The sequence below is a fragment of the Flavobacterium sp. ov086 genome, from assembly GCF_900187965.1.
In the GTDB taxonomy this organism is placed as follows: Bacteria; Bacteroidota; Bacteroidia; order Flavobacteriales; family Flavobacteriaceae; genus Flavobacterium.
This window is the reverse complement of sequence record NZ_FZNL01000023.1, coordinates 25,999-52,529: the sequence shown is the minus strand read 5'-3', so window position 1 is coordinate 52,529 and position 26,531 is coordinate 25,999. Positions and strand designations below refer to the sequence as shown.

At 33.5% G+C, this 26,531-nt stretch carries 25 protein-coding genes; 6 read left to right on the top strand and 19 right to left on the bottom strand.

Translation table 11 applies throughout. The annotated features are described in order from the left end of the window. Positions 1 to 40: 40 nt before the first annotated feature. Positions 41 to 979: a DUF6515 family protein gene (locus tag CHB81_RS21200; RefSeq protein WP_089353838.1), complete on the bottom strand. Its 939-nt coding sequence runs from the start codon at positions 977 to 979 to the stop codon at positions 41 to 43. 161 nt (positions 980 to 1,140) lie between these two features. Further along, on the bottom strand, positions 1,141 to 2,361 hold the full coding sequence (locus CHB81_RS21195) for an OprO/OprP family phosphate-selective porin (RefSeq protein WP_089353890.1): 1,221 nt from the start codon (positions 2,359 to 2,361) through the stop codon (positions 1,141 to 1,143). A gap of 462 nt (positions 2,362 to 2,823) precedes the next feature. Between CHB81_RS21195 and CHB81_RS21190 the strand changes: the two genes are divergently transcribed. Beyond that, positions 2,824 to 3,858: a quinone-dependent dihydroorotate dehydrogenase gene (locus CHB81_RS21190; protein WP_089353837.1), complete on the top strand. Its 1,035-nt coding sequence runs from the start codon at positions 2,824 to 2,826 to the stop codon at positions 3,856 to 3,858. Here CHB81_RS21190 and CHB81_RS21185 read toward each other — a convergent pair. Together CHB81_RS21185 and CHB81_RS21180 are read right to left on the bottom strand one after the other, a co-directional pair. Beyond that, positions 3,844 to 4,560, bottom strand: coding sequence for a DUF3307 domain-containing protein (locus CHB81_RS21185; RefSeq protein ID WP_089353836.1), 717 nt, complete (start codon positions 4,558 to 4,560; stop codon positions 3,844 to 3,846). The genes CHB81_RS21190 and CHB81_RS21185 overlap by 15 nt on opposite strands. Further along, positions 4,557 to 5,171: a SatD family protein gene (locus tag CHB81_RS21180; RefSeq protein ID WP_089353835.1), complete on the bottom strand. Its 615-nt coding sequence runs from the start codon at positions 5,169 to 5,171 to the stop codon at positions 4,557 to 4,559. Before CHB81_RS21180 ends, CHB81_RS21185 begins: the two co-directional genes overlap by 4 nt. A 215-nt stretch (positions 5,172 to 5,386) precedes the next feature. Here CHB81_RS21180 and CHB81_RS21175 point away from each other — a divergent pair, with 215 nt between their 5' ends. The 5 genes from CHB81_RS21175 to guaB all read left to right on the top strand — a co-directional run bounded on the left by CHB81_RS21175 (position 5,387) and on the right by guaB (position 10,827). Then, complete coding sequence (locus CHB81_RS21175) at positions 5,387 to 6,253, top strand: hydroxymethylglutaryl-CoA lyase (RefSeq protein WP_089353834.1); 867 nt, start codon at positions 5,387 to 5,389, stop codon at positions 6,251 to 6,253. A gap of 25 nt (positions 6,254 to 6,278) precedes the next feature. Further along, positions 6,279 to 6,605 (top strand): hypothetical protein, encoded by a 327-nt coding sequence (locus CHB81_RS21170; RefSeq protein WP_089353833.1) that lies wholly within the window; start codon positions 6,279 to 6,281, stop codon positions 6,603 to 6,605. Positions 6,606 to 6,714: 109 nt separating this feature from the next. Beyond that, positions 6,715 to 7,266, top strand: coding sequence for a hypothetical protein (locus CHB81_RS21165; RefSeq protein ID WP_089353832.1), 552 nt, complete (start codon positions 6,715 to 6,717; stop codon positions 7,264 to 7,266). Then, a complete protein-coding gene (locus tag CHB81_RS21160) occupies positions 7,263 to 8,663 on the top strand; it encodes a DUF5723 family protein (RefSeq protein ID WP_089353831.1) in 1,401 nt (466 codons plus the stop codon). Before CHB81_RS21165 ends, CHB81_RS21160 begins: the two co-directional genes overlap by 4 nt. A gap of 691 nt (positions 8,664 to 9,354) precedes the next feature. Continuing rightward, positions 9,355 to 10,827: an IMP dehydrogenase gene (guaB, locus tag CHB81_RS21155; protein ID WP_089353830.1), complete on the top strand. Its 1,473-nt coding sequence runs from the start codon at positions 9,355 to 9,357 to the stop codon at positions 10,825 to 10,827. Positions 10,828 to 11,105: 278 nt separating this feature from the next. Here the strand turns inward: guaB and CHB81_RS21150 are convergent, their stop codons facing one another. From CHB81_RS21150 to CHB81_RS21080, 15 genes are all read right to left on the bottom strand, one after another. Then, positions 11,106 to 12,251 carry an NAD(P)/FAD-dependent oxidoreductase gene (locus CHB81_RS21150; RefSeq protein WP_089353829.1) on the bottom strand — a complete coding sequence of 382 codons (1,146 nt, stop codon included), beginning with the start codon at positions 12,249 to 12,251 and terminating at the stop codon, positions 11,106 to 11,108. A gap of 41 nt (positions 12,252 to 12,292) precedes the next feature. Continuing rightward, on the bottom strand, positions 12,293 to 12,883 hold the full coding sequence (locus tag CHB81_RS21145; protein ID WP_089353828.1) for a TetR/AcrR family transcriptional regulator: 591 nt from the start codon (positions 12,881 to 12,883) through the stop codon (positions 12,293 to 12,295). Between the two features lie 389 nt (positions 12,884 to 13,272). Continuing rightward, the gene (locus CHB81_RS21140) at positions 13,273 to 14,142 is read right to left on the bottom strand and encodes a L,D-transpeptidase (RefSeq protein WP_089353827.1); all 870 of its coding nucleotides are present in this window, start codon (positions 14,140 to 14,142) and stop codon (positions 13,273 to 13,275) included. An 83-nt stretch (positions 14,143 to 14,225) separates the two neighbouring features. Further along, positions 14,226 to 14,801, bottom strand: coding sequence for a hypothetical protein (locus tag CHB81_RS21135; protein WP_089353826.1), 576 nt, complete (start codon positions 14,799 to 14,801; stop codon positions 14,226 to 14,228). Positions 14,802 to 14,824: 23 nt separating this feature from the next. Beyond that, positions 14,825 to 15,160 (bottom strand): hypothetical protein, encoded by a 336-nt coding sequence (locus CHB81_RS21130; RefSeq protein ID WP_089353825.1) that lies wholly within the window; start codon positions 15,158 to 15,160, stop codon positions 14,825 to 14,827. Positions 15,161 to 15,227: 67 nt separating this feature from the next. After that, the gene (locus CHB81_RS21125) at positions 15,228 to 16,181 is read right to left on the bottom strand and encodes an alpha/beta hydrolase (protein ID WP_089353824.1); all 954 of its coding nucleotides are present in this window, start codon (positions 16,179 to 16,181) and stop codon (positions 15,228 to 15,230) included. A gap of 175 nt (positions 16,182 to 16,356) precedes the next feature. Beyond that, positions 16,357 to 16,599: a hexameric tyrosine-coordinated heme protein gene (locus tag CHB81_RS21120; protein WP_089353823.1), complete on the bottom strand. Its 243-nt coding sequence runs from the start codon at positions 16,597 to 16,599 to the stop codon at positions 16,357 to 16,359. A gap of 206 nt (positions 16,600 to 16,805) precedes the next feature. Then, positions 16,806 to 17,711, bottom strand: coding sequence for an amidohydrolase family protein (locus tag CHB81_RS21115; RefSeq protein WP_089353822.1), 906 nt, complete (start codon positions 17,709 to 17,711; stop codon positions 16,806 to 16,808). A gap of 81 nt (positions 17,712 to 17,792) precedes the next feature. Continuing rightward, complete coding sequence (locus tag CHB81_RS21110) at positions 17,793 to 18,374, bottom strand: NUDIX domain-containing protein (RefSeq protein ID WP_176427564.1); 582 nt, start codon at positions 18,372 to 18,374, stop codon at positions 17,793 to 17,795. A gap of 57 nt (positions 18,375 to 18,431) precedes the next feature. Further along, positions 18,432 to 19,703 (bottom strand): adenylosuccinate synthase, encoded by a 1,272-nt coding sequence (locus CHB81_RS21105; protein ID WP_089353820.1) that lies wholly within the window; start codon positions 19,701 to 19,703, stop codon positions 18,432 to 18,434. A gap of 95 nt (positions 19,704 to 19,798) precedes the next feature. Beyond that, on the bottom strand, positions 19,799 to 20,257 hold the full coding sequence (locus tag CHB81_RS21100) for a Fur family transcriptional regulator (protein WP_026981862.1): 459 nt from the start codon (positions 20,255 to 20,257) through the stop codon (positions 19,799 to 19,801). Positions 20,258 to 20,441: 184 nt separating this feature from the next. Next, the gene (locus tag CHB81_RS21095; protein WP_089353819.1) at positions 20,442 to 20,984 is read right to left on the bottom strand and encodes a hypothetical protein; all 543 of its coding nucleotides are present in this window, start codon (positions 20,982 to 20,984) and stop codon (positions 20,442 to 20,444) included. 38 nt (positions 20,985 to 21,022) lie between these two features. Continuing rightward, positions 21,023 to 23,245 carry a bifunctional (p)ppGpp synthetase/guanosine-3',5'-bis(diphosphate) 3'-pyrophosphohydrolase gene (locus tag CHB81_RS21090; RefSeq protein WP_089353818.1) on the bottom strand — a complete coding sequence of 741 codons (2,223 nt, stop codon included), beginning with the start codon at positions 23,243 to 23,245 and terminating at the stop codon, positions 21,023 to 21,025. 309 nt (positions 23,246 to 23,554) lie between these two features. Beyond that, on the bottom strand, positions 23,555 to 25,099 hold the full coding sequence (locus tag CHB81_RS21085) for a serine hydrolase (protein WP_089353817.1): 1,545 nt from the start codon (positions 25,097 to 25,099) through the stop codon (positions 23,555 to 23,557). 62 nt (positions 25,100 to 25,161) lie between these two features. Continuing rightward, complete coding sequence (locus CHB81_RS21080) at positions 25,162 to 26,505, bottom strand: S41 family peptidase (protein ID WP_089353816.1); 1,344 nt, start codon at positions 26,503 to 26,505, stop codon at positions 25,162 to 25,164. Positions 26,506 to 26,531 lie beyond the last annotated feature (26 nt).

Below are 26,531 nucleotides of genomic sequence, written 5' to 3'. Positions count from 1 at the left end.
CTTTATCAAATTCTATTTATTTGATAAGGTTACTATGGTTTTATTTATCTTCTTGAACATCAACAACTTCGTATTTGTTTTTTCCGTCAACCTGAACTGGTTGGTAATAAGTTTCTCCAAATTTTACGTATTTAGCGTCTCCTATCGTAACTTCTTCACCACCTTCTGGTAAGTTGTCTACAAGAGTTCCTGCTGTTGGCGGTACTACTTTATACGAACTTCCGTCTTTTTCATAATAGGTTCCTCCGTAATAATAGTTATTGACGGTTCCAGTGTTGACCGTTTCTGCTCCGCTTGGGATATTGTTTACGGTTCCTCCAACGGGCGCTGGCACGGCTGTATAACCTCCGCTTGACGAGGTATACCAAACTCCCTGATCATAGTGATATTGAGTACTTTCTACGCTTACTACGATTGCTGTTACGGCCAATGTTGCTACGAAGAATCCCCATGGATGCCAAACTGGTCCCCAGTAAAATGGGTGGTAAGGACGTGGATAATAAGGATGGTAACAATTGTATCTATAACCTCCATAACGGTAAGGAGGACGTGCATAAGGTCTTACACCTGGTCTAACGACTGTGTTGCGATTGTTGCGGACATGTACACTATTGTTTACATTGATATTTACATTGTTTCTATTTCTGTTTACTGTGTTACCGCTAATGTTGTTGTTTCTATTGCCAACGTTATTTCTATTTACAGTGTTTGTATTTCTGTTATTGACTGTTTTATCTCCAATTTTTGAGTTTGTAGATGGTCTGGTAACTTTATTATTAGTTGCAGGTCTTGTAGAAGTAGTTGATCTTTTAATTCCTGAGCCGCCAGATCCTGGTCTGCTGACTTTTGCGGCACCTCCACCAGCTCTGTGCCCACCTCCACCATGACGTTGTGCAATACTATCAATTGAAATCAAAAAAAATGATCCCATTAAACACATAAGTGCTAATTTTCTAAGAGTTTTTTTTATGCTTTTCATTTTCAGTGTTTTATGTTCATTAAAATTATTAAAAAAAAATAAGAATAGTAATAAAAAGTTAAAAACATTTAACTTCAAAAATATCTAAATACTGCAGTGATAATTTTCACAGAAATACGATACCTTATTTTGTAATTTGCTGTTTTTCAGTGTTTTTTTTGTTATAATGAGATGTCCCATTGTACTCTAAATCGCCAACCTTGTTCTAGTGGTAAAGACTTATCCTGAAAGCTGAAATAGCTAAACTCTGAGGTAAGTTTGTTTTTATGTCCTTTAAAAAACCAGTTAAAAGCAATCGTTGTTTCGTCTTGCAAATTTTGTCTAATTGCATTATCAGGACGATATGCGGCATGTCTTGCTGCCATTTCTAAATGTTTTGGCCACCAGTCAAAAGCATTATGGAAAAAATACCCCGCCTGAACATAGTATCCCTTTAAGGTTGTTGTGTCGTCATTATTTAGCTTGTCTATAATCTCCTTGGTATGCCACTCGCTTTGCCATGAAAATCCGCGATACATAAAAGCACTTTCCAGATTCCATTGATTTACCCTATATTGTCCCGGAGCTCCATTTTCATACCCTTCAAGAGAGCCTCCGCCGGATTGCGAAAATCGGGTATAAGGGCTTCGGTTTGTAAGTGCCGAAAAGGCAATAATAGGTGTTGGTTTTTCATGAAACTCTATATCACTGCCTTCAAAATCAAGAAATCTTCCCAGAAAATTCCATTGAGCCCTCCCGAAATACATTAAGTTGTTATCATCGTTTGTTGTATTACCACGTCCGGTTCCGGTAAGAGCGGCGGCCCAATAATTAAAATCAGCAATTCCTTTACCTTTAAGATGTCCGTAAACTTCCACTCCCATTTGTCTGTCTGCCGTAAAAGGCCTATTGATTAAAGATCTGTCTACGGTTTGCTGCTCGCCTGAGCTTATAAAACGTTCTCTTGTAAATTCTACTTTCCATTGTCCAACTTTAAAACTTAACCATTTCCATTTTTCAATCATAAGCCTAAAATCCAATAAATTAGATTGGCTCAATTCATATTCCCAATAATACTTCAGCCAAGGTTCAAAAGCATGGCCACCGACTTTTAATCTGGCGCGATTAATTTTGAAAGTAGTTTCCTTGTTCTGGCTATAATCATCATAAGTCAATGGATCCTGATCGTTTGGGGTAGAAAAACGAAACTGTAAACGGCTTTGCAATTGAAAAAGAAACTTATTGTCTTTCGTTCTTAATTCAATTCCCTTATTGCCATAACTTACATTAATCAATTTGGTAGTATCTTTTATTTGCTGCGCAGTAACAGATAAACCAATAAGAAAAAATAAAGGCAGGAACCAGTATTGTATAATAGGATTTATGATTTTGATTCTGTGCATAGGCTTTGTTGTAAATGAAACTTTTTTTTGGTCAGCTTGATTATTTTCTGCCAAAGTTTTTCGCAATTCCTAGTCCGATTCCTCAACTATCATAAGCATTCCGTTTAAAATCAAACAATTCCGAATATTTTGAAACAAGAATTTTCTTAATATTCATTCAATAACTCAAAAATAAGTATTAAATGATCTAAAAAGTCTTCTGGAAGCCGTGACGTTGTTTCATTTTATAATTTGGAACGTTAAAAATTAGTTTTTGCGTAGGAGATTATATTTATAAATGTGCCAAGTTTTTTAAAGATTACTAAACTTGATTTTATAATCGTTTTATTTTTAGTGCTTTATAAGGCTCCTAAATTTAGATACGTTGATTTAAGAGGTCTAATGATTTGTTTCTTGTAAAAATGATTCATTTACAAGTATTATAATTAAATTTGCAACCGAAAAAACAACAACACAACTCTTATGTATAAATTGATAATTCGTCCGATACTTTTTTGGTTTGATCCAGAAGAAGTACATTATTTTACTTTTTCATTTGTTAAATTCATTTCAAAAATTCCGGGAGTTTCATCAATAATCAGATCAATTTACGAAGTAAAAGACAGTCGTTTAGAGCGTGAAGTTTTCGGAATTAAGTTCAAAAATCCGGTTGGACTTGCAGCAGGATTCGATAAAGATGCAAAACTATACAAAGAGCTTTCAGATTTTGGTTTTGGATTTATAGAAATAGGAACCGTGACTCCGGTTGGTCAGGAAGGAAATCCTAAAAAACGTTTGTTTAGATTGAAAGAAGATCAGGCGATTATTAACCGAATGGGGTTTAATAATGGTGGAGTTCTGGAAGCTGTAGAACGTTTGAAAAAGAATTCAGGTGTTTTGATTGGAGGAAATATTGGAAAAAACAAAGTAACGCCAAACGAAAATGCGGTTGACGATTACATCATTTGCTTTGATGCTTTGTTTGATCATGTAGATTATTTTGTTGTGAATGTAAGTTCTCCAAACACTCCAAATTTAAGAGCTCTACAAGACAAAGAACCTTTGACAGCTTTGTTACAAACACTACAAAACAGAAATGTAGAAAAGCAGAAAACAAGCACTCAAAAAATAAAACCAATTCTTTTAAAAATTGCTCCGGATCTTACAGACGAGCAATTGTTAGATATTATTGATATTGTAAAAACGACTCAAATTGCGGGTGTAATTGCGACCAATACAACTATTTCAAGAGACGGATTACAATCTGTAAATCAATCTGAAATGGGTGGATTATCAGGAAAACCATTAACAAAACGTTCGACTGAAGTGATTCGTTTTCTTTCGGAAAAAAGCAATAAAGCATTCCCAATTATTGGAGTAGGAGGAATACATTCTGCAGATGATGCGATCGAAAAACTAAATGCAGGAGCTAGTTTAGTGCAATTGTATACCGGTTTTATTTATGAAGGTCCAGCTTTGATAAAAGCGATCAACAAAAAAGTTTTACAGCAATTGTAATAACAAAACCTGCACGATTAATCCCGTTGCAATAGCAGTCCCAAAACTTATCAGAGTACCAATTAAAACGTATTCGGTAAGTTTTCGGTCTTTGGCTTCTTTTAAATCTCCAAACCTAAAAATAGATTTAGCTGCCAATAAAAATCCGATAGCTTCAAAATGTCCTGTTAGGATAAAACAGAATACAAACAAACGTTCTAATACACCAATGTAGTTTCCTGCCTTGGCAAGAGAATTGTCATCGTGGCTGTTTTGAGTTTCCGGATTCCAGATCGAAATAATTGTTTTAATGATAATAGAAGTTGGTTTTGTGATGAATAAAACTCCCGTAATCAAAATCCAAAACTGATTATTGAACCAAAGAAAGTTTATCGTTTCGCCTTTATACAGAAACACAACCCCAACTAAAACTAAAACATGCACCATTTGGTCTACAACAAACCAGGTACGTTTTGTGCTTTCTTTTTGAAAATTTAGTTTTATTAAATCAATAATTCCGTGTGTCACGGCAATCAATATAGCATAAGGGATAAATTGAATTTCTCCAACCAAAATTGCGGCCAAAACGCCATGCAGAAGTATATGGAGATACAAGTAGATACTTTGGTGTTTTTTGGATTCTTTATCAGCCACCCAGGAATTGGGCTGCCAGATAAAATCTCCCAGTAAATGTGCTAAAACTAGTTTTATAAATAAAATCATGTGGCGGTAAGTTGTTTTATTTGTTTTCTAAAATAACGATCTAAATTCAGTATCAAATCAAACTGAGCCCGTTTTTGTCTTCGGCTTACGGCAGCTTGGTTAATACCTAATTTTTGACCTAATTCTTCTTGTGATAAAGTTGGATTTTCTATGGCAACAGCTACAAATTCTGCCGATTGTGCAAGCCAATTATCCATAAATGTCAAAGCCAATTGTATCATCAAATTCAATTTCTCATCAATAGCAACATCACCTGTTCGCATGGCAAGAGTTACTTTTTGTTTTTTTAAAGTCTCAAAAAGCTCTCCCGAATGTATAAAAGCGAAACCATTGCTTTCGGATATTTTTTCAGCATCATGGGTTTTATCTCCAAAACCAATACTCATTCTCGCATCTAATTTTATAGCTCTTAAATGTGCTTTTATTAAAATAGCAGACCATAAAGCATCTTCGGGATTTTTAATTTCAACTTGAAATTCGTCACCTCTGTACACTTCCCATTGGTCTGGCGTTTCTCCAAAACGAGCTAAAATATTCTTCAAGCCTTCAACCCAATCCTTAGAATTTTGTTGTCTCGAATCAATTATATCACCTGTAATTACACTAGTCATAATAATTCAAATATAATTAAAAATAAATAAACTTAATATTACAAATATACGTAATGTTTTTTGTTATTACGTTTTTCGGTAATATTTATTATTATTACGTAATTGGGTAATAATTTAAAGTATTACCTTTTTTAGTAATAGAAAAATTAAAAGAAAATTATAACTTTTATTTCTTTAAAAAAGAAACTAACTTAGCCATTACAAAAGAATAAGCTTTGAATAAAAAAATCAAAATTATCGAATGTCCACGTGATGCTATGCAAGGCATCAAAACTTTTATTCCCACAAAAAACAAGGTCACATACATACAGGCTTTGCTTCGTGTAGGTTTTGATACCATTGATTTTGGAAGTTTTGTATCTCCAAAAGCTATTCCGCAAATGCAGGATACGGCTGAGGTTTTGGCACAGCTAGATCTTTCGCAAACTAGCAGTAAATTGCTTGCTATAATTGCCAATACACAAGGAGCACAATTAGCGGCAGAGCATGAGCCTATTCAATATTTAGGATTTCCTTTCTCTATATCTGAGAATTTTCAGATGAGAAACACTCATAAAACCATCGCAGAATCATTGGTAACACTCGAAGAAATTCTTGAAATTGCCGATAAAAAAAATAAAGAAGTCGTAACCTATCTTTCAATGGGTTTCGGGAATCCTTACGGAGATCCGTGGAATGTTGAAATCGTAGGCGAATGGACCGAAAAATTGGCGGGAATGGGAGTAAAAATATTATCGCTCTCAGATACCGTTGGTACTTCTACGCCGGAAGTAATCACTTATCTTTTTTCGAATTTAATTCCAAAATACCCACAAATCGAGTTTGGAGCACATTTACATACCACTCCAAATAGTTGGTTCGAGAAAATAGAAGCTGCATCAAATGCCGGTTGTACACGTTTTGATGGCGCTATTCAGGGATTTGGCGGATGCCCAATGGCAACCGATAAACTGACTGGAAATATGCCTACAGAAAAGCTGATTTCATATTTTACAGCCAATAAAAAAGTAACAGGTTTAAATTCTCTAAGCTTTGAAAGTGCTTATAATGAAGCTTCAAAATTGTTTGGGAAATTTCATTAGAAATATAATCTAAAATACTAGTTTAATGAAGGATTTCGAACTTTGGTTAGAATTTGAAGCAGTTGATCCTGGAAATTGGGACGTGACTAACGATTTTTGCAATATTCATGTTCAAATGAAAGATGGAAGAGAATATGGGATAAATGTGTGGACTTATAATGTTTTAACTAAAATTGTTGAATTTGATCAAAAGAATGGAAATAATCTTAATGGTTTATACCAAATCCCGCCTGATTTATTCGTAAAAGAACTTACTAGAGATTGTATAGAAAAGACGATTCAAGACTTATTAGATATTGATGATCTTGAGAAAGTATTAAATACAAGTATAATTTCGAGAACTGATATTTAACAGAGGTAGTACTAGTTTATCATGTAATAAAAAACTTATATTTACTAACGAAAACAGATAATAAGTAATTGTAAAATAACGTTACTTATTATTTAAATATAACTTAGTCATGAAATTAAATTTCACCCATACGATTTCTAAAGTTTTACTTTTAGTTTTTGTTTTCTCTTCATGTTCAAGTAATTTGGATTTTGATCAGGTTAACGATCTCAAATTAAAACCCGTTTTTGTAGCAAACTTGGCTTATTTTAATGTTCCGGCAAATCAATTGATAAATGACGGAGAATTAGAGCCTTTTTATGATGTGAGTGAGTTTAATGCTTTCAAGGATAAGTTTTTCAGAGATAATCTGGTAAAAGCAGAGCTAAATTTTGAGGTTGAAAATACTATAATCAGGTCTTTTACAATACAAGTAATGTTGTTGGATGCTAATGATCAGGTACTTGAAACAGATTCTTATAAGGTTCCCGCTTATTCCGGTACTTCAAATATTATAAAATATCCAACCGAAGTATTCGAAAATCAAAGATTAGATCTTTTAAAAAAAACAGCTAAACTTGGTTTTGTTGTGATAATGGATGCCGGACCTCCATTAGACGCAAGTAGCAAAGGAAGTTTAAAATTACGCTCAGGAGCAACTATTTATATGGAAATAGAATGAGAAAAGGATACCTGATTTTATTCGTAGTTTTTCAGCTTTCTTGTTTTGCTCAAAACAAACAAGTGTTGTATAATTTTACCTCAATTCCGCAATCTTCATTAGTAAATCCGGGAGCTGATGTTTCGTATAAATTCTATTTTGGAATCCCAATTTTGTCCGGGATTTCAGGAAATCTAGGTTCAAGTAGTTTCTCTGCCTATGATTTGTTTGCTAATAATGGAGTTGATTTCAATGAAAAAGTTCGGAATGTTATTAATAATTCTTCTAATAAAGATAAAACTCAAGTCAATCAGCAGCTCGAAATTTTCTCAGGAGGTTTTAGAGTTGGCGGGCGGGAAAGTCAATCTTATATTTCGTTTGGAGTCTATCAGGAATTTGATTTCTTAATGTATTTCCCCAAAGACCTTGCTATTTTGGCCGTTGATGGAAATCAAAAATATATAGGAAAATCATTTAATCTGGCTGATCTGAATTTAAGAGCCGAGGTACTTTCTGTATTACATGTAGGATTTCATAAAAAACTAAGCGAAAAATTAGTCTTAGGCGGACGAGCAAAAATTTATTCTAGTGGCGCCAATGCTACATCAACCCGAAATTCAGGATTTATTTACACCGGACAAAATGCCAATTCACCAAATCTTTACAACCAGGTAATATCATCAAATCTCGAATTAAAAACATCAGGTATTAGTAAGTTTACAAAGGATGAATATGATGGCAGTATTCCGAGTGATATTGCTCGCAATACTTTTTTTAACGGAAGTCTTGGTTTGGGTTTAGATGCCGGAATTACTTATTATTTCAAAGAAAATCTACAATTTACAGCCAGTATAATTGACTTTGGATTTATAAAACAATCAAAAGATGTTGAAACATTAACTTATAAAGGAACCTACAATTATAAAGGAGCAAATCCAATTTTTACCACAGTAGACAAACCAGAAGATGTTTTTGATGAATTCAATAAAGCCATTCCCCGTGACACTTTATACAATAAATACACCACCTGGCGTCCAACAAAATTATATTCATCGATTCAATATTCTTTTGGAGAATCCAGATCTGATGAAGAGTGTAATTGTAAAGGAAGCGTAAATAGAAGATATGTTAATGCAATTGGAGGGCAGATATTTGCCATGACAATGCCAAAGGAACCGTATGTTGCCCTAACAGCTTTTTATAAACGAAGTATTTTCGAAAAATTAGATTTTAAAGCTACTTATACAATCGATCCATATTCAAATAAAAATATTGGATTGGGACTTTCGGGAACACTCGGTAAGTTAAATATGTATCTTCTTGTTAATAATGTTCTGGAGTATAAAGACGTGTCCAAAGCCAATAGTTTGGCATTTCAATTTGGTTTCAACTTTGTTTTTCAGAATTCCGAAGACTGATTTTTTACCATGTAAGTTATATAAGTTCATTTAATATTGTTGTCGAAAAAAGTCAATTGTCAGTTCGAGCGTCTCGAGGCTTCGGGTAATATCATTAAGTTAAAGAAAAATCCAATAGAACAATTGTTAAGTACAATATCTTATCACTTGTTTTGTTCCACCGGAACATTTCATTGGTAGCCCAATAAATAAGGCGTTTTTTTACGTTCCGTAGGAACGTTTGATTTTATAAATAATAATTGGTAAAAACAAAAAAAGATTACATATACAATTTCTCAAACGTCCCAATGGGACAATGTTTCTCACGATGCATTTTTTTTCTACCGATGTGGTGTTCCGATGGAACACAATATCTTAACTTAATGACATTGGGCTTCGGGAGAGAACCTTCATCTTATAATTTCTTATATAACTTAATATGGTGAATTTTTTTAGAAGCAATTTCCAGCTGTCCATTACAAGCACTCGAGCAGAACCACTTTTTTCTAAGGTTTTAAAAGAGCTTCCGTTGGTCGCTTTTTAAACCCATGAAAAAATGTAGTTTTGCTTCTCGTGGCTTTCCATTTTCATCTGGGCTAGGCTTTATATATTTATAAGATCTTTCTTGTAAATACAAATTTATGAATAAGTTAGTGTCCAAGTTTCCAATTTATTCACTATATTTGCACGCAATTCAACTAGAAATTGCACCATGATAGCACACAACTCCAAGATTATCGGCGAAGGTTTAACTTACGACGATGTATTATTAGTACCTAACTACTCGAATGTGCTTCCTCGCGAAGTGAGTATCAAATCAAAATTTTCACGAAACATAACGCTAAACGTTCCAATAGTATCAGCTGCTATGGATACCGTTACCGAAAGTGCAATGGCAATCGCTATGGCGCAAGAAGGCGGAATTGGTGTTTTACATAAAAACATGACCATCGAGCAACAAGCTGCGAAGGTACGAAGAGTAAAACGTGCTGAGTCTGGAATGATTATCGATCCGGTAACATTACCAATGAACTCAACTATTGCAGACGCAAAAAATGCAATGAAAGAATTCGGAATTGGTGGAATCCCAATCGTTGACGAAAACAAAATTCTAAAAGGAATCGTTACAAACCGTGACTTACGTTTCGAAAAAAACGGAGCAAGACCAATTGCTGAGGTAATGACAAGTACAAACTTAGTAACTGTTGCCGAAGGAACTTCATTAGAACAAGCCGAAGTAGTTTTACAAGGTCACAAAATTGAAAAATTACCTGTAGTAAATGCCAATTATGAATTAGTTGGTTTAATTACATTTAGAGATATCACAAAACTGACTCAAAAACCAATCGCTAACAAAGATGTTTTTGGTCGTTTAAGAGTAGCTGCCGCAATTGGAGTTACTGGTGACGCAGTTCAAAGAGCAGAAGCATTAGTTGCTGCAGGTGTAGATGCAATTATCATTGATACCGCTCACGGACATACAGAAGGTGTTGTAAATACCTTAAAAGAAGTAAAAGCAAAATTCCCACAAATAGATGTAATCGTTGGAAACATTGCAACTCCCGAAGCTGCTAAATATTTAGTAGAAAATGGAGCAGATGGAGTAAAAGTAGGGATAGGACCAGGTTCTATTTGTACAACTCGTATCGTTGCAGGTGTTGGTTTCCCACAATTCTCAGCAGTTCTTGAAGTAGCAGCAGCTATTAAAGGAACAGGAGTTCCGGTTATTGCAGATGGTGGAATTCGTTACACTGGAGATATTCCTAAAGCAATTGCAGCAGGAGCAGACTGTGTAATGTTAGGTTCATTATTAGCAGGAACAAAAGAATCACCGGGAGAAACTATCATTTTTGAAGGAAGAAAGTTCAAATCATACCGCGGAATGGGTTCTGTTGAAGCTATGCAAACAGGTTCAAAAGACCGCTATTTCCAGGATGTTGAAGACGATGTTAAAAAATTAGTTCCGGAAGGAATTGTGGGTCGTGTCCCTTACAAAGGAGAATTAAACGAAAGTATGCTTCAATTCATTGGAGGTCTTCGTGCCGGAATGGGATACTGTGGTTCAAAAGATATTCCGACTCTACAAGAAACAGGACGTTTTGTTAGAATCACGTCAAGCGGAATTACTGAAAGTCATCCACATAATGTTACAATTACAAAAGAAGCTCCAAATTATTCAAGATAATTTTAGTTTTCTACATAAAACAAAAGGCATAAGATTTAGTTCTTATGCCTTTTTTTGTATTTTTTAGGAGCTAATCCCGCTATCCGTTACAATCTTTTTATTTTTAAAGAAAAAATAAAAAGGATTTCCACTTTTATCGGGGCTAGGGCAATGGTTTTCATAATAACACTTTCGTTTGCTTTGTCATTTCGATTACTATGATAAAAGCTACAATGAAAATAATATTTATTCTAACTACAATGAACTTATATCACTTATATGGTGAAAAACAAAATCTTTTAAACTCCACCGCGGCTGTTTCGGATTTTTTCAGTTGTAACATCTGAGTGTAACAGTTCTTCCATTTGGTATGTTGTACGCTGAGCTTCTAAGGCATAACCAAACATTTTTTGTTCATAATCATCAATTGCATCCTGAAGGTTTGTAAACTCTCCGTTAGTCAGATTCTCCGTTAATTGATAAGCATCCATTAATCCCATATTGACACCTTCACCTGCAAATGGAGGCATTAAATGTGCTGCATCGCCTATAAGCGTAATATTTGAATGTTTTTTCCAAGGCTCTTCCAGAGAAAATAAGCGTAATGGTAGTCCTGAAAAATCTGTAGAAGCATTAAAAAACGTTTTAAAATCGTCATTCCAATTCGCAAATTTTTTGTTTAAAAATGCTCTTATAGCTATATTATCTTCAAAATCGAGACCGTTATTCAAAACCCAATCTTCATTTGCTTTAAACGAAACTCCAAAATGCACAGAACCATCGCGTAAAGTGTGGGTATAAAACATCTTTTTTTCTCCCATTGCCATCACATTTCCATCGCCGTATTTAGGTTTGAAAGCAGGGTAATCAATATTTGGATTTTCAATTTCGCCCTGAATAATGTAAGTTCCTGAAAGTTGAGGTTCTTTGTCTGTAACAAATTTTCTTGCATTAGATCTTCCGCCATTTGCTACGATAACAAAATCGGCAATTGTTTTAAAACCATTTTTAAATTCTAAATGATAATGTTCTCCAATTTTTTCAATGTCTGTTAAATGACTGTCCCAAACTACTGTGTTTTCGTGGAGATTTTCCAACATAATTTTTCTTAAATCATTTCGGTCAATTTCGGGGCGTGAATAAGCATTTTTTTCAGTTGGCATTTCGCTGGACGTTATGTTTCCATGCATATCCGCCATTTTTTCGCCAGTTGGTCTTGCGTATTTATAGAACTCGTCCATCAAGTCCGCTTTTTCAATTGCTTTTTGTCCGGAATCTGAATGTATGTCTAATGTTCCGCCCGAAGTTCTGGCTTCTTTATTTAGGTCTCTTTCATAAACCGTTACATCAGCACCATTAATTTGTAAAATTCTAGCCGTTGTTAATCCAACAGGACCACCGCCAATGATGGCGATTTTTTTGTTTTTTATAAGTGAATTATTCATATGATTTTATATTTAGATTGCTATTAAATTTTTGATGTTTATCAGGGAGTCAAAGCTTTTATAACCAAATTAAATGCTTCATCTCTAATATCATCAGTAAAGACAAAAGGTTTTCCGGACATTGATTTTCCTTCTCTATGAAGTTCTATAAGAGAATAAAGAGATCCATAAGCAATACTCCAAAAGACTTCGAAAGTAACAGGGAGAAGCTCTTTTTTTTCGATGGCTTTGGTAATGAATTTTGTCATTTGATCTTTAAAATCAGAAGTAATTTCGGATAAAATGGCGTCACCGTAACTTGAATGTTTTAAGAGTTCTAAACAGGTGGTTTGCAAAGAAAAATTGATTGCAAATTTAGACCGGTTTTCCCATTGTTTTCGCAAACCTTCTACGAACGACATTTCTGAAGAAAATCCAACAAGCATTTCTTCAAAGAAATTTTTGCCAATTTCGATTCCAATTTTACGAATAAGATCTTCCTTGTCTGAATAGTAGATGTATAATGTCGCTACAGAAACGCCGCATTCTCTGGCTAGTCTGTTCATTCCAAAACCTTCTACGCCTTGTGAAACAAGCATTTCGATTGCTTTTTGTTTGACAATTTCTTCCTTATTTGTATCTCTTGTTCTCATAATTTGAATTAATTATGGTACAAAGATATTAAAAATAAATGAACGTTCACTTAGTTATGTGAAAAAGGCTCAAAGTTGCAAAGGTTTAAAGGGACAAAGGTTTAACGTAGAGGTGCACAGCAGTGTGTCTTGTGCGGGGGATGTTTCAGATGTGTAATTGTTTATTTTCATTGTGAAGGCTCTGAGTTCTTTTATGTAGAGACGCACAGCAGTGCGTCTACCTTATGGTGTGTAATATTAAATCTAAATTATTGAATAGCCTTCAGCTTTAGCTGGAGGTTTAAAAAGGTATTAATATTGGCTTTAACCAAATTATCTTCAATAAAAAATCAGCTAAAACATGTTTAAATATGCTTTAGCTGATTTTATAAATGTTTATATATATATTCTTAGAGAGTGGTCGTTTGCTCCGCTTCTCTGACTTTTTGATTGTCTAAGATTTTCTGTAAAAAAGGTTTTACTTGATTTTCAATTTCGGCTTCAGATATATCTAAAGCCTTTGGATCATTAACTAATGCGAGCCAGGGTTTTGGACTATCAAAATTGTAACTTCCAAAAACAATTACCGGAGTTCCTTTTACTTTTACATTTTCACTGTCTTTCAAAATCCATTCATCGGCCCATTTATAAAGATATTTTGCATCTTTTTCTTGTAGTCGTAAGCAGGAATGTGAGGCGGGATAACCTGGTAATTCGTATTGGTGAAAACCAACACCGAGTTTATTTTCGATATTAAAATTCCATTTTAAGTCCCATTCGTCATTAAAAGTACTGGTTGTTTTTTCGGCTTTCCAATTGGTGAAAAATAATCCGGTTGGAGTAGGATCTTTTTTTCTTCCCATATTGGTTGGTCCTGTGTAAACCAATTCACCATTTTCGTAAGCTGCAAAAGCCTGAGCGGGATAGGAGAAAATTAAAACTTTTGAAACTTCTGCTAAAGCTTCGACGTGCAATGGAAATGGAAGGTAATAAACCAAATCTCCGCTAAAATCAGCAGGAATAAGTACTGAATCTATTTTAGCAAAATTTGCTTTATCGGTTCTGTTTATAGCATAAGCTATAGTAAGTTTAACTGAGTCATCTTTATTGATTTTAAGCCATTGTTTGGTGTTTTCCAGATGAAAGCCAATAGATTTCGGTTTTTTGTATTCAATTGTTTTTTTTGCTTTCTCGGGTTTACTATTTTCTTGTTTTTTACAAGAGAATAAAACTAAAATAGCCAAAATAAAAATCGTTAATGTGTAATATAGCTTTCTCATAATAAGATTTTATACTAGTAAAGTTATCTGTTTTATTACAGAAGTAATTACACAATTTCCTTATTTGGTTGTTGGATTTTCATTTAGCAAATGGCATTCATCCGATATAAATCATCTAAAATCAATTTAAAAAGCTCAAGTAATGATTTTAAAGTTTCAATATCTTTGATTTCGTCATCGATGAAATAAGATAATTCAAATTCATTTTCTGGTAATTCTTTCTCCCAAATTCCTTGGTAATTGGAGATTTGAATGTTAACCTCTGTTTGAGAACTAATAAGATTTCGGATTTCTTTGTTTCGTAATAGCGTTTTTATTTTAGATTCATTATTACTTTTAATTGTGAATGCTTTATCAAAATCAGGATAACCGATTTCTATATCTTGTGCTCCGAAAAGTTTTTCAATTTTCCGAACAAATCCTTCACGATAGATTTCAAATTTAAAATTATCTTTCAGAGTAATTGGAGCAATTACTCGAGTCATTTGGGAGGAATGTTTTCCTGACCATAATCTATAGTGGTCGGAAACAATTGTCCAATTTTTGTAATTAATAGTGTTCGAGTCAGATCGCCAGGAATAACCTTCTTTAAAAGTTCCGTTAGTTTCTTCTGCGAGTTCTTGCCAGATATTGATTTTGTTTTTTAAATTATTAGGCATTTGTTTTATGTTAAGAAGGGATTTTACTTTAGGATTATAAATTTTAAGGGAAACGTTTGATTGCGAATAGTTGCAGTTCCATAAATAACATCATTTTTTATTTGTTCAAACTTTACATTCATGATTTCTCCCACTTTAAATGGAAAATCCGGTAAAGTGATTTCTGTTATTTTAGCATTATATTCACAATCGCTTAACCATTCTAAATCAGATTTAATGTAATATTTTCCACCTTCTAAATTCTCAATATGTTTGTTGTCTTTGATAATAATATAATCAGTATTGTCTTGCCTGTGTGCGTATTTTAATTTGATATCCTTAAGGATTTTGCAGTCAAAGTTTTGATTGTTCTGAGCCATTGAAATTGTTGTAGTAAGAAATAGATTAAAAGAGAAAGTAAATTTAATAGTTTCATTTTTGTAAAGATTAGAATGTTTTTTTATTTAGAAGGAAGTCAGAGACATTTTTATTCCAATCGAGTTTATTTTTTATCAGGTAATTTTCATGTCCTGTGTTTTTAAAAATATTTATTTTTTTTGGACCTTTCAAATTCGTATAAATTTCATCAATTTCTTTTAGGCTAACACTTTTATCTTTTTCTCCATAAAGCAATAAAGTTGGGCAATTTACATTTTTTGCATATTCCGTTGGATTATGACTAAATCCCCAAAATCCATTTTGGATTCCGCCCCAAAAGAGTAAAATTCCAGCCATTGGAAAAGTTGGTGCATTCATTTTTTTAAATCTGGTACAAACCGTTGTATACATTGACCCAAATGGGCATTCGATTATAATTCCTTTTGGGGTTATTTTATAATCATTAATACACTTCATGATGGCAACTGCTCCCATTGAAGTTCCAAATAAGTATATATTTTTCTCTCCGTTTTGTGTTAAATAGTCAAATGTTGTTTTTACCTCGTCAGCTTCTTTATAGCCAATTGTAGTTTGATTTCCTGCTGAGTTTCCGCTTCCCATAAAGTCTACAAGCATTGTGTTGAAACCAAGTTTTACGAATTCATTTGATTTATCAATCATTGAAGATTTCTCTCCGCCGTAACCATGAAATAGAATAATTGTTCCTTTTGAGTTTTTGACTTTTATTAACCAACACTCAATTTCTTTATTGCTTTTTAATTTTATGGTTTGATATTTTTGAGTAGGAAACTTTGTGTTTTTGGGTTTAGGATTATTAACTCCAACGAATAAGGTTTTTACTTTTTCAAATGAAGATAGTTTTTCGGGGCTATTTGTTTTTACAGATTCGTTTTCTGTAAAATGTGTGAATTTGTAAGCATGAAAAAAAGCTATAATATTGATCAATAGAAAAAGTAACAGTATTACTGTAGCGTATTTTCTCCAATTTTTAAATAATTTCATTGAGAGTTTTGTGTAATAAAAAGAACTATTATTTAATAGATTTCAAGCTATGCTCAAACTGAGTATATTTTTGAATCTAAAAATACTTAAAAAAACTAAATCAAAAGGATTCTGTTTTTAAAAGAATCACGTAACTTTTAATGTATTGAAAAGTTATGTGATTTTGTAATAGGTTTTATTTTCTCCAGTAGTTATTTGCGGCAGCAATAGTGGCAAATTCTGTAGCTACAGTTTGTCCAATAGCAATTAGAATTGTAGCATCTTCTGCATAAATTGGACGTAATTTTTCTCTTACTGAAGCGTCCGGTTGTGTAATTTTGATAATTAAACGAGCCATTTTTACAGCCAACTGACGGCCTTCTTCAGGAGTGTTTGTAAGGAGGGAATCATTAGGGATTAATTGAACTTGATCAGACATAATTGTTTTGTTTTTTGGGTTACTTTTCTTTAATTAAAATTAAATAAAAAAATAATTAGAAAAACAGTAATGTGTCTGATAATCAATACTTAGTACAGGATGAATACTAATTCTAAATTAGTGTTTTTGTTTTTAGATGTTGTAACAGTATAATTGTTTATTTGATTTTCGTTTCAAAATAATAACATTATTTTTCGTGATTTCAATTATTCGATATTGAAAAATTTTGCGGCGTTTTTATAGAAAATTTTATCTTTTTGGGAATCGCTTAAAAATGGGGCTTCTTCAATAGTTTTGATCGTTAAAGGAATTACATCTTCCCAAATCATTTGGTCTGAACCATACATAATTCTATTGTCGAAACCTGCGTCTACTAGTGATTTTAGATAATTGTAAAATTCTTCTTTTGGTACTAACCAATCAATAGCGGATACGTCTGCGTAAACCTGTGGATATACGTACATCAATGCTTTTGTTTCGTCTAAGAATGGAAATCCCATGTGCATTAATTGAATTTTTAACTTTGGATATTTTATTAAAATGGGTTCGAGAAGCAGTGGTCTCCCTGCTTCAATTCTAAAGTTAGGACAACAGGTGTAAGGTGTATTTGGTGCTGCGATTCCGGTATGAATTGCTACTGGAATTCCGAATCTTTCACAAATTGCTAAATAAGGCTGATACTTTTTATCATTTAAAGTTTGGCCTTCATATTGCAATCCAAGTTCCCCGAAAGCTACAATTTTATGTTCCTCACATAGTTTTTTAAAAGCTATGGTGTCCGGTAAAGCATTATTTTGGTGATCAGGATATTCTAAAGAGCTTAGGAATCTTGTTGGATCTTTTGAAATGTAATCAGAATTTCTTTTCAGTGTTCCGGAACAGATTGCTTTTACAACATTATATTTTTTAAGGAGCGCAATATTACTATTGAATATTGCCTCATTAGTTTGTGCTTCAGGCGTTTTTCCTGTTATGGGATTTGGAGGAGGGATTTTTCCATAATCTCCGGCAGAACGGGTATGAAAATGTACATCAATTATTTTTCTGTTTTGAGCAATTATATTTTGAAGAAATAAAATAGGAAGCAAAAATAATAATATACGTTTATTCATTTTGGCCTGTTTTAATTGTGATTACTTCGTCCTGATTTAAGAATCAGGACGTTATTAGTAATCTAAAGTACTAAAAAAGAATTATATAAGTCCTTTTATCTTTGCATGTTGCAACAACATAATAGTTTTGGCATCTGTAATTTCACCAGATTCGATCATGGCATACGCTTCATCAAAAGTATATTCCAGAACCTCAATATTTTCCTGCTCAGCATCTAATCCGCCGCCATCATTTACTTTCATGGTTTCGTCATACGCTCCAACAAACAGATACAAAATTTCAGTTACAGATCCCGGAGACATATAGGTTTCTATAACTTTCTGAACTTTGCTTAAACGATAACCTGTTTCTTCTTCGGTTTCGCGAATGATTGCTTTTTCAGGATTATCCTGATCAAGAAGTCCAGCGCAAACTTCGATCATCATTCCGGTTTTGTTTCCGTTAAGATAAGTTGGTAAACGAAATTGTCTCGTTAGAATAACTGTTTTTTTAGATGAATTATATAGTAAAATAGCAGCTCCATTCCCACGATCATAAACTTCGCGAATATGAGATTCTACTTTACCATCCTTCTTTTGGTAATCAAAAGTTACTTTGTTGAGTATATACCAATTGTCTGATAGTAACTTAGTTTCGGTAACTTTGATTTCTGGATTTTTCATAATTTGAAATATTTTGTATAAAAAAAACGCCCTGGTTATCAGAGCGTTTAGTGTTTATTATTTTGTTATTGTTTGCTTTCTGTCTGGTCCAACAGATACAATCTTAATTGGCACTCCAACTTCTGTCTCAATAAACTCAATATATTCTTTTAGCTCGATTGGTAATTGATCATATGTGGTCAATCCAGTTAGATCAGCATGCCATCCTTTAAATTCTTTATAAACTGGAGTTACATTTTCTGGCTCGATGTTATAAGGAAAGTGAGAAATGTTTTGACCTTTATAGTTATATTCAGTACAAACTTTCAAAGTTTCAAATCCTGAAAGAACGTCGCCTTTCATCATCATTAATTGTGTAACACCGTTTACCTGAACAGCATATTTTAAAGCTACTAGGTCTAACCATCCACAACGTCTTTGTCTTCCTGTAACAGATCCAAATTCGTTTCCAACTCTTGCCATAGTTGCACCAACTTCGTCAAAAAGTTCAGTAGGGAATGGTCCACTACCAACACGAGTTACATAAGCTTTAAAAATTCCGTAAACTTCTTTGATTTTGTTAGGAGCAATTCCTAAACCAGTACAAGCTCCGGCAGCAGTAGTATTTGATGAAGTTACGAAAGGATAAGTTCCAAAATCAACATCTAATAAAGATCCCTGAGCTCCTTCGCATAAAATAGATTTACCCGCTTTTTGAGCTTGATAGATATATTCTTCACTGTCAATAAAATCTAATTTTTTTAATTCTTCAATAGCTTCAAAGAACTCTTTTTCAAGTTCAGCTAAGTTGTATTGAATCGCTACATCATAAAAAGCAATCATTGCTTCATGCTTGTCAGCTAACGCTCTGTAGCGTTCTTTAAAGTCTTCTAATTCAATATCTCCAACACGTAAACCGTTTCTACCAGTTTTGTCCATATAAGTTGGACCAATTCCTTTAAGAGTAGAACCAATTTTCGCTTTTCCTTTTGATGCCTCAGAAGCTGCATCTAATAAACGGTGCGTTGGTAAAATTAAATGTGCTTTTCTTGAAATGATCAATTTACTTTTGATATCAAGGTTAAATTTCTCTAAACCTTCAATTTCTTTTTGAAAAACTACCGGATCTATTACAACACCATTACCAATGATGTTTATTGATTTTTTATGAAAAATTCCAGAAGGAATGGTTCTAAGCACATGTTTGATTCCGTCAAATTCTAATGTATGTCCTGCATTTGGTCCTCCTTGAAAACGTGCAATAATATCATAATTAGAGGTAAGAACGTCAACAATTTTCCCTTTACCTTCATCTCCCCATTGTAATCCTAGTAATAAATCTACGGTCATTCTGTTTTAATTTGCGTTGAGGCAATCTCAATTGCCCTACTGATTAATGTAGTTAATTTTCTTTTTTTTATTTTCTAAATAATTCCCTTTCCGGATTATTGTTTTTGCTTTTTGTTTCCGTAGAAATAAAGTGAATGATTCGTAATTTCGATATCAAATATTTCTTCGATTGTTTTTTTGATGGTCTGAATTCTTGGATCGCAAAATTCAATTACTTCGCCAGAGTCAGTCATGATAATGTGATCGTGCTGTTTGTCGAAATACGATTTTTCGTAGTAAGCCTGATTTTGTCCAAATTGATGTTTTCTAACCAAAGCGCAGTCTAACAATAACTCGATCGTGTTGTATAATGTAGCTCTACTCACACGATAGTTTTTGTTTTTCATTTTGATATATAAGTTTTCTATGTCAAAATGCTCTTCGCTATCGTAAATTTCCTGAAGTATAGCATAACGCTCAGGAGTTTTGCGATGCCCTTTTTGCTCAAGATACATTGTAAAAACGTTTTTTACAATTTCTTGATTTTTAGTGTTGTCAGTTGAAATGAGTGTCATATCCGGCAAAGATAATTTTTTATTTTTAATGAATAAAAGTTTCGGGTTTAAAGTTTAACGTTCCTGTTTAGATTTGATCAGCAATAATGTACCAATTTAAGGCTTTTGCGGTGACAAAATTTAAAGAACCCGAATGAACTTAATTAACATAATTATTTTTATTTATGATAAAACTAACAAATTTTTAACTAGTTTTAGACATATACATGTACCAATTCCATTCCCAGGTTTTTCCTTTGTCGTCTGACATTGCCTGGCTCCAAACTGGATTATTTTCATTTCTGGCATCCCAACGAAATACTTGCAATACATTTTTTTCTTCAAAAATATCTTTAGAGAAAAAATGGCCAACTTTGTTTTCAAAAGAGCCAATTACAGGTTTGTCTAAAGTTCCTGTATTTGAATCTGCCCAATAAATGCTCCACAATTTTGTTACAGGATTAAATAATCTAACGGTCATTCCTTCGAAAGGTTCACCGTCAAAAGTGGCCAGAAAATTATCGATATTTCCAATTCCGTTCAAAATCTTGTACATTTCCTGAGTCGAAGGAAATTCGATCCATTCTGTACAATTTGCAAATCGTTGTTTTAATTTCTTATTTCGAATAACCGATTTCCCTTGAAAAAAATCAAAATCATCTTTTGAAGAAGATTCAGAGGCAACAATCAAAAGTTCGCCGTTTTCATCAAAATGTATTTGAGGTATTTCCAAAGAATCATTTTTCATTATTAAAAATATTTACGTTTGAATTATTTTAAAAGAAGTTAAGTCCTGTATTCACGAGTAACTTTGTCAACACCGTCGATTTTTTTGATGGCATTGATCATTTTCTTCAAGATCGTATTATTTTTTACAATAACAGCAATTTGTCCATGGAAAATTCCGGCATCAGTACTCAAAGAAATACTTTGAATATTCACACTCATATTGTTCGAAATTACCCTTGTCAATTGGTTTGTAAGCCCTAAAACATCCATTCCGGTAATGTTGATAATAGCTTTGAATTCTTCTTGCGAAGAGTCAATCCATTTAGCACTCATAATTCGGTACGCATAATTCGACTGCATTCCAATCGCATTAGGACAATCTTTTTTATGTACTTTGATTCCTTCGTTTATAGTTACAAATCCAAAAACATCGTCTCCCGGAATTGGGTTACAACATTGCGAAAGTTTGTAATCGAGTTTGTCATGTTCAGTTCCAAAAACCAACATATCATAATTACTGCTAATAACAGGTTTATGAATATCATCGGCAGCGGTATTGTCTTTATTTCGTTTAATTTTATTTTTAAAGAAATTGATAAACGTATTACCTTTTTGAGCTGCGTAATCTTTTAATTGCTGATTTTCGATTGCACCGATACCAACTCTATAAAATAAATCTAAACTTGTTTTAAGTTTGAAAAAGTTAACCAATTCATTGATAACTTGCTCATTGATAGTTATTTTAAGGTGTTTAAGTTTTCTGGTAAGTAATTCTTTTCCTTCCTCGGCAATTTTTTTGGTGTTCTCGTTAAGAACGTTTTTGATTTTATTTTTGGCTCTTGAAGTAGTTACATATTCCAACCAGTTTACCGTTGGTTTTTGATTTGCAGAAGTTATAACTTCGACCTGATCACCACTTTTTAATTCGTGATTTAATGGAACCAAACGTCCATTTACTCGGGTTCCTCTGGTTTTTATTCCAATTTCTGAGTGAATACTAAAGGCAAAATCAAGTGAAGTAGCCCCTTTTGGAAGTGATTTAATTTCTCCTTTTGGAGTAAAGACAAAGATTTCTTTCGAATACAAATTCATTTTGAAATCTTCGACAAAATCAACCGCATTGGTTTCCTGATTTTCCAGAGCTTCACGAAGTAAATTCAACCAAACGTCCAGACCGCTTTCTTCAGTTGCACCGTTTTTGTATTTGTAATGTGCTGCATAACCTTTTTCGGCAATTTCATCCATACGCTCGCTTCGAACCTGAACTTCGACCCAACGGCCTTTTGGTCCCATAACGGTAATGTGCAAAGCTTCGTAACCGGTTGATTTTGGAGATGAAATCCAGTCACGCAAACGACTCGGACTCGGTCTGTAATGATCTGTTACAATAGAATAAATTTTCCAGGCAACGAATTTCTCATCATGCGGATCTGATTTGTAGACAATTCTAAGTGCAAATTTGTCGTAAACTTCATCAAAACTCACATTTTGAGCACGCATTTTTCGGCGAATCGAATAAATTGATTTCGGACGCCCTTTTATGATGTAATCAATATTTTCTAAATCCAAAGACTTCTTTAAAACATCCGAAATGTCTTTGATGTAAGCATCCTGTTCTTCTTTTGTTTCCCGGATTTTACTTACAATGTCATTGTAAACTGCTGGTTCGGTATATTTTAAGCCTAAATCTTCAAGCTTCGTTTTAATGTTGTAAAGTCCTAAACGATGGGCGAGTGGGGCATAGATATAAAGCGTTTCTGAGGCGATTTTGGTTTGTTTGTATTCCGCCATCGAATCCATGGTTTGCATATTGTGGAGACGATCTGCCAGTTTGATCAAAATTACACGAACGTCATCGTTCAGTGTCAGAATCATTTTTCTGAAATTTTCTGCTTGCATTGAAGCATTTAAATCTTTTTGAACTAATGATATCTTAGTTAAACCTTCAACCAATTGTGCTACTTTTGGGTTGAATAAACGCTCAATATCTTCGACCGTCATTGGAGTATCTTCAACTACATCGTGCAATAAGGCCGCAGCGATAGAGGTCGCTCCCAAACCAATTTCTGAGGCAACAATTTTTGCAACTGCAATAGGATGAAAGATATATGCTTCGCCAGATTTACGTCTTTGTTCTTTGTGTGCATCAACAGCAACATCAAATGCTTTACGGATAAGTTTTTTGTCGGTTGGACTTAAAGTCTGATAACTAATTCGAAGTAATTCTTTGTACTCTTGCGCAATTGCTTTGTTTTCTTTTTCAATATCTATTTCTATCATAACGGCATGGTTCAAGTACTAAAAATAGGAATAAGTTTGAACATACGCAAGGTTTTGGATTGTTGATTTCTGAATTTAGATTTTAGATTTTAGAAGGTAGATTTTGATATGTAAAATCAAACGGAGTCGAGATCCTTTTATGATAAAAAGGACTTCGACTCCGCTCAGTCTGACAGTGTATTTTTTTAACTGTTGATGTGTTAATCGCGTAAAAAAAAAGCGCTTTTAAGAAATAGTTAAACTATTGTTTACTAACATCTTTGTTAAAGTCGAAGACTTTGACAAAGAGAGAAAATCTAAAATCTAAAATTACTCTTTCGAAAAATCCAAATCCTGGAAATCATAACTAAAATCAGTTAATTCAGAAATTGGAAGCATTTTTAAATTAGCGACCTTTCCACTTTCATCGTATTTAAAAAGTAAATGCGCATCAGCGTGGAAGAACGCATTATTCCATTTCACTACATAGTTTCCATCTTTATAGAAAAAGACTTCACCAGCAAGTTGCGGAGAGCGTTTTGACACAAAATAGGCTTTTCCTTTTTTCTCTGTTATGGTGATTTCTCCAAACCAATTGTCTTTGTAAGTTCCTGTGATCTTAGAAAAATCAACTTTCAGTTTGTCTTTTTTGTTTTTGACAACAGTTGCCCAAACTTCATCGGTTACTTTATCAGCTGATTCTTCATAGGCTTTCGTTCTATTACTGTAAACTGTTACATAGTCATCAGATTTAATGCCTAAATAACTGTCTTTTATCGTGTTTGTAATGGCGCTAAATGCTGCTCCTGATTGTTGGTTTGTCAAAACAATAATTCCTAAACCTAGTTCCGGAATCAAGGTAGTTTGCGTTACATTTCCTTCTAAACCGCCTGTATGCGAAACTTGTTTGTATCCTTTTACATCATTAAGAAACCATCCTAAACCATAACCTGAAAAATGAGTGTTGTACGGTGGTTTTGTTGTCGCCGGAATAATAGTTTGCAATTGCCACATTTCGTTGTGTTCTTTCTCGGAAAACAGTTGTTTATTATCTCCGTATTTCCCGTTATTGATTTGCAAAATAGCCCATTTACTCAAATCATTTACACTCGAATAAATTCCGGCTGCACCATCAAAAAGATTATTTTCATAACGTTTTATAGTTTTCAGTTTTCCATCAATAGGAACGTGTGGAGTGATAACGTTACTAGTATCTTTTAATCGTTTAATCGAAGCAACACTATTATTCATTTCCAGAGGTTTCATGATACGTTGTTCAACAAAATCTGCCCAGGTTTGACCAGTTACAACATGCACAATTTCGCCGGCGATGATGTACATTAAGTTATCGTAATCGTATTTAGTTCTAAAACTGGAAACCGGTTTTAAATATCTTAAATTATGAATGATATCCTGCGCTTTAAAGTCACTTCCGTCAGGCCAGATCATCAAATCTCCGGCACCAAGTCCAAGACCGCTTCTGTGTGTTAATAAATCACGAATTGTAAATTCACGAGTTACATAATCATCAGACATTTTAAAATCCGGAAGATATTTTGTCACTTTATCATCCCATTTTATTTTGCCTTCGTCGACTAACATTGCAAGAGCAGCAGTTGTAAAAGCTTTACTGTTTGAAGCGATTCCAAAAAGAGTGTTTTCATCTACTTTTTGTTGAGTTAGTACTGATTTTACACCGTAACCTTTTGCCAGAACTACCTTTCCGTCTTTTACAATGGCAACGGCAATTCCGGGAACATCGAATGCTTTTATGGTACGATTTACTAATTCATCGACTTCCTGATTGGTTATTTGCGCAAAAGATTGGATGCTAAAGGCAAGAAGAAATAAAATGCAAGCGTTGATTTTTTTCATGTATTCAATTTAATTGGGTTCTATTTTAAAATCTATATTTCTTCTCTGAGTTTAAAAAGTGATTAACTTTTATTCTTATCAAAGTTTTCTGTAGTTCCGTTTACATTTACTATTGTGATACCGGAGATTTTATTGTTCACTTTTTTAAATTCTACTCGTAACATTCTGTCTTCTAAGTCAAAAATATCCTTTTTTAGTGGTAACATTTTGAGTTTACGAACTGAATTTACCTGACAGTATAAATTTCCGTTTTCATAGGTAATAATTCTTGGACCAAATATACCAATATAACTTTCATATTCCTTTTTTTCTAATACTAAAGGATGTTGTTTTGCTTTTAATGATGTCAATAACCATGAATATTTTTTAATTGGATCTTTAGTTTCGTTTGCAGCCAGTTTTTCCAAAGCTTTTATTTGTGCGGTATACAATGCATCATCTGCTGGAACTACTATATCAGGTTGTACACCTGTTCCTTCCCAATTTGTTTTAGTTATTGGGTTAATTGCTCTTCCGGTTGGTATCCAGACAGTGAATCGGTCTGTTGCAATATTATCTCCACCAGGATTTGCGCCACCTCCGGTAACTTCACCAATAATGGTGGCACGATGCAGGTTTTTTAGATTGTAGGTAAATTCTTCTGCCGCAGAGAATGTGCCCCTACTTGTTAATACATAAAGATCTATTTTCGGCATACGTTTTCCATTTACATAAGGCAAAGTCCATGTTTGAGTATTGGAATCGTCTGGTCTGAAATAGAAATTATTTAAATGAACAGGTTCTGAATCATAAAAGTAACTGGTAATTAATTGAATCATTTGTGGTGAACCGCCTCCGTTTTTTCTTAAATCAATGATCAGAGCATTCGCATTAGCGAAAAAATTCATAGCGGCAACGGCAGTTTCACCTCCAACCGAAGGATCCATAAAGTTGCGCAAATCAAGATACCCAATATTTCCGTCCAGTATTTTAATTTCCTTAAAACCATAGTTACTGGATTTCCATTGGTCAAGCACAGATGAAGGTATTTCTTCATGATCTGAATTTTTATTTGTTTCTCTTATTTCTTTTATAAAAGCAGGATTAAAAACAACACGTATGTGTTTATCATTGCTTATAGATAAAAGATCTGCAGTTAGTTTTTCAGAGAACATAGTGGGATCTGTAATTGAAGCGTATGAGCCGTTTTTCAAATTTGATGCAATTAAGTCGCTCATTTTTTTTGCCACTTCCGGAAATACATAATTTTTGTTTAGTAATAAACTAACGGAATCAATAACTTGCTGTTGTTCTGTTTTTGTTACAGGATCTGGAGTAGTGTTTTGATTCGCTACAGATTGTGCCATTGATTTTATTGGAATCAGCAGCAAAAAATAAAAGAGGAGTAAAACGTTCTTTGTTTTCATTTTTTTAAAGTTTAATTGATTGTTCG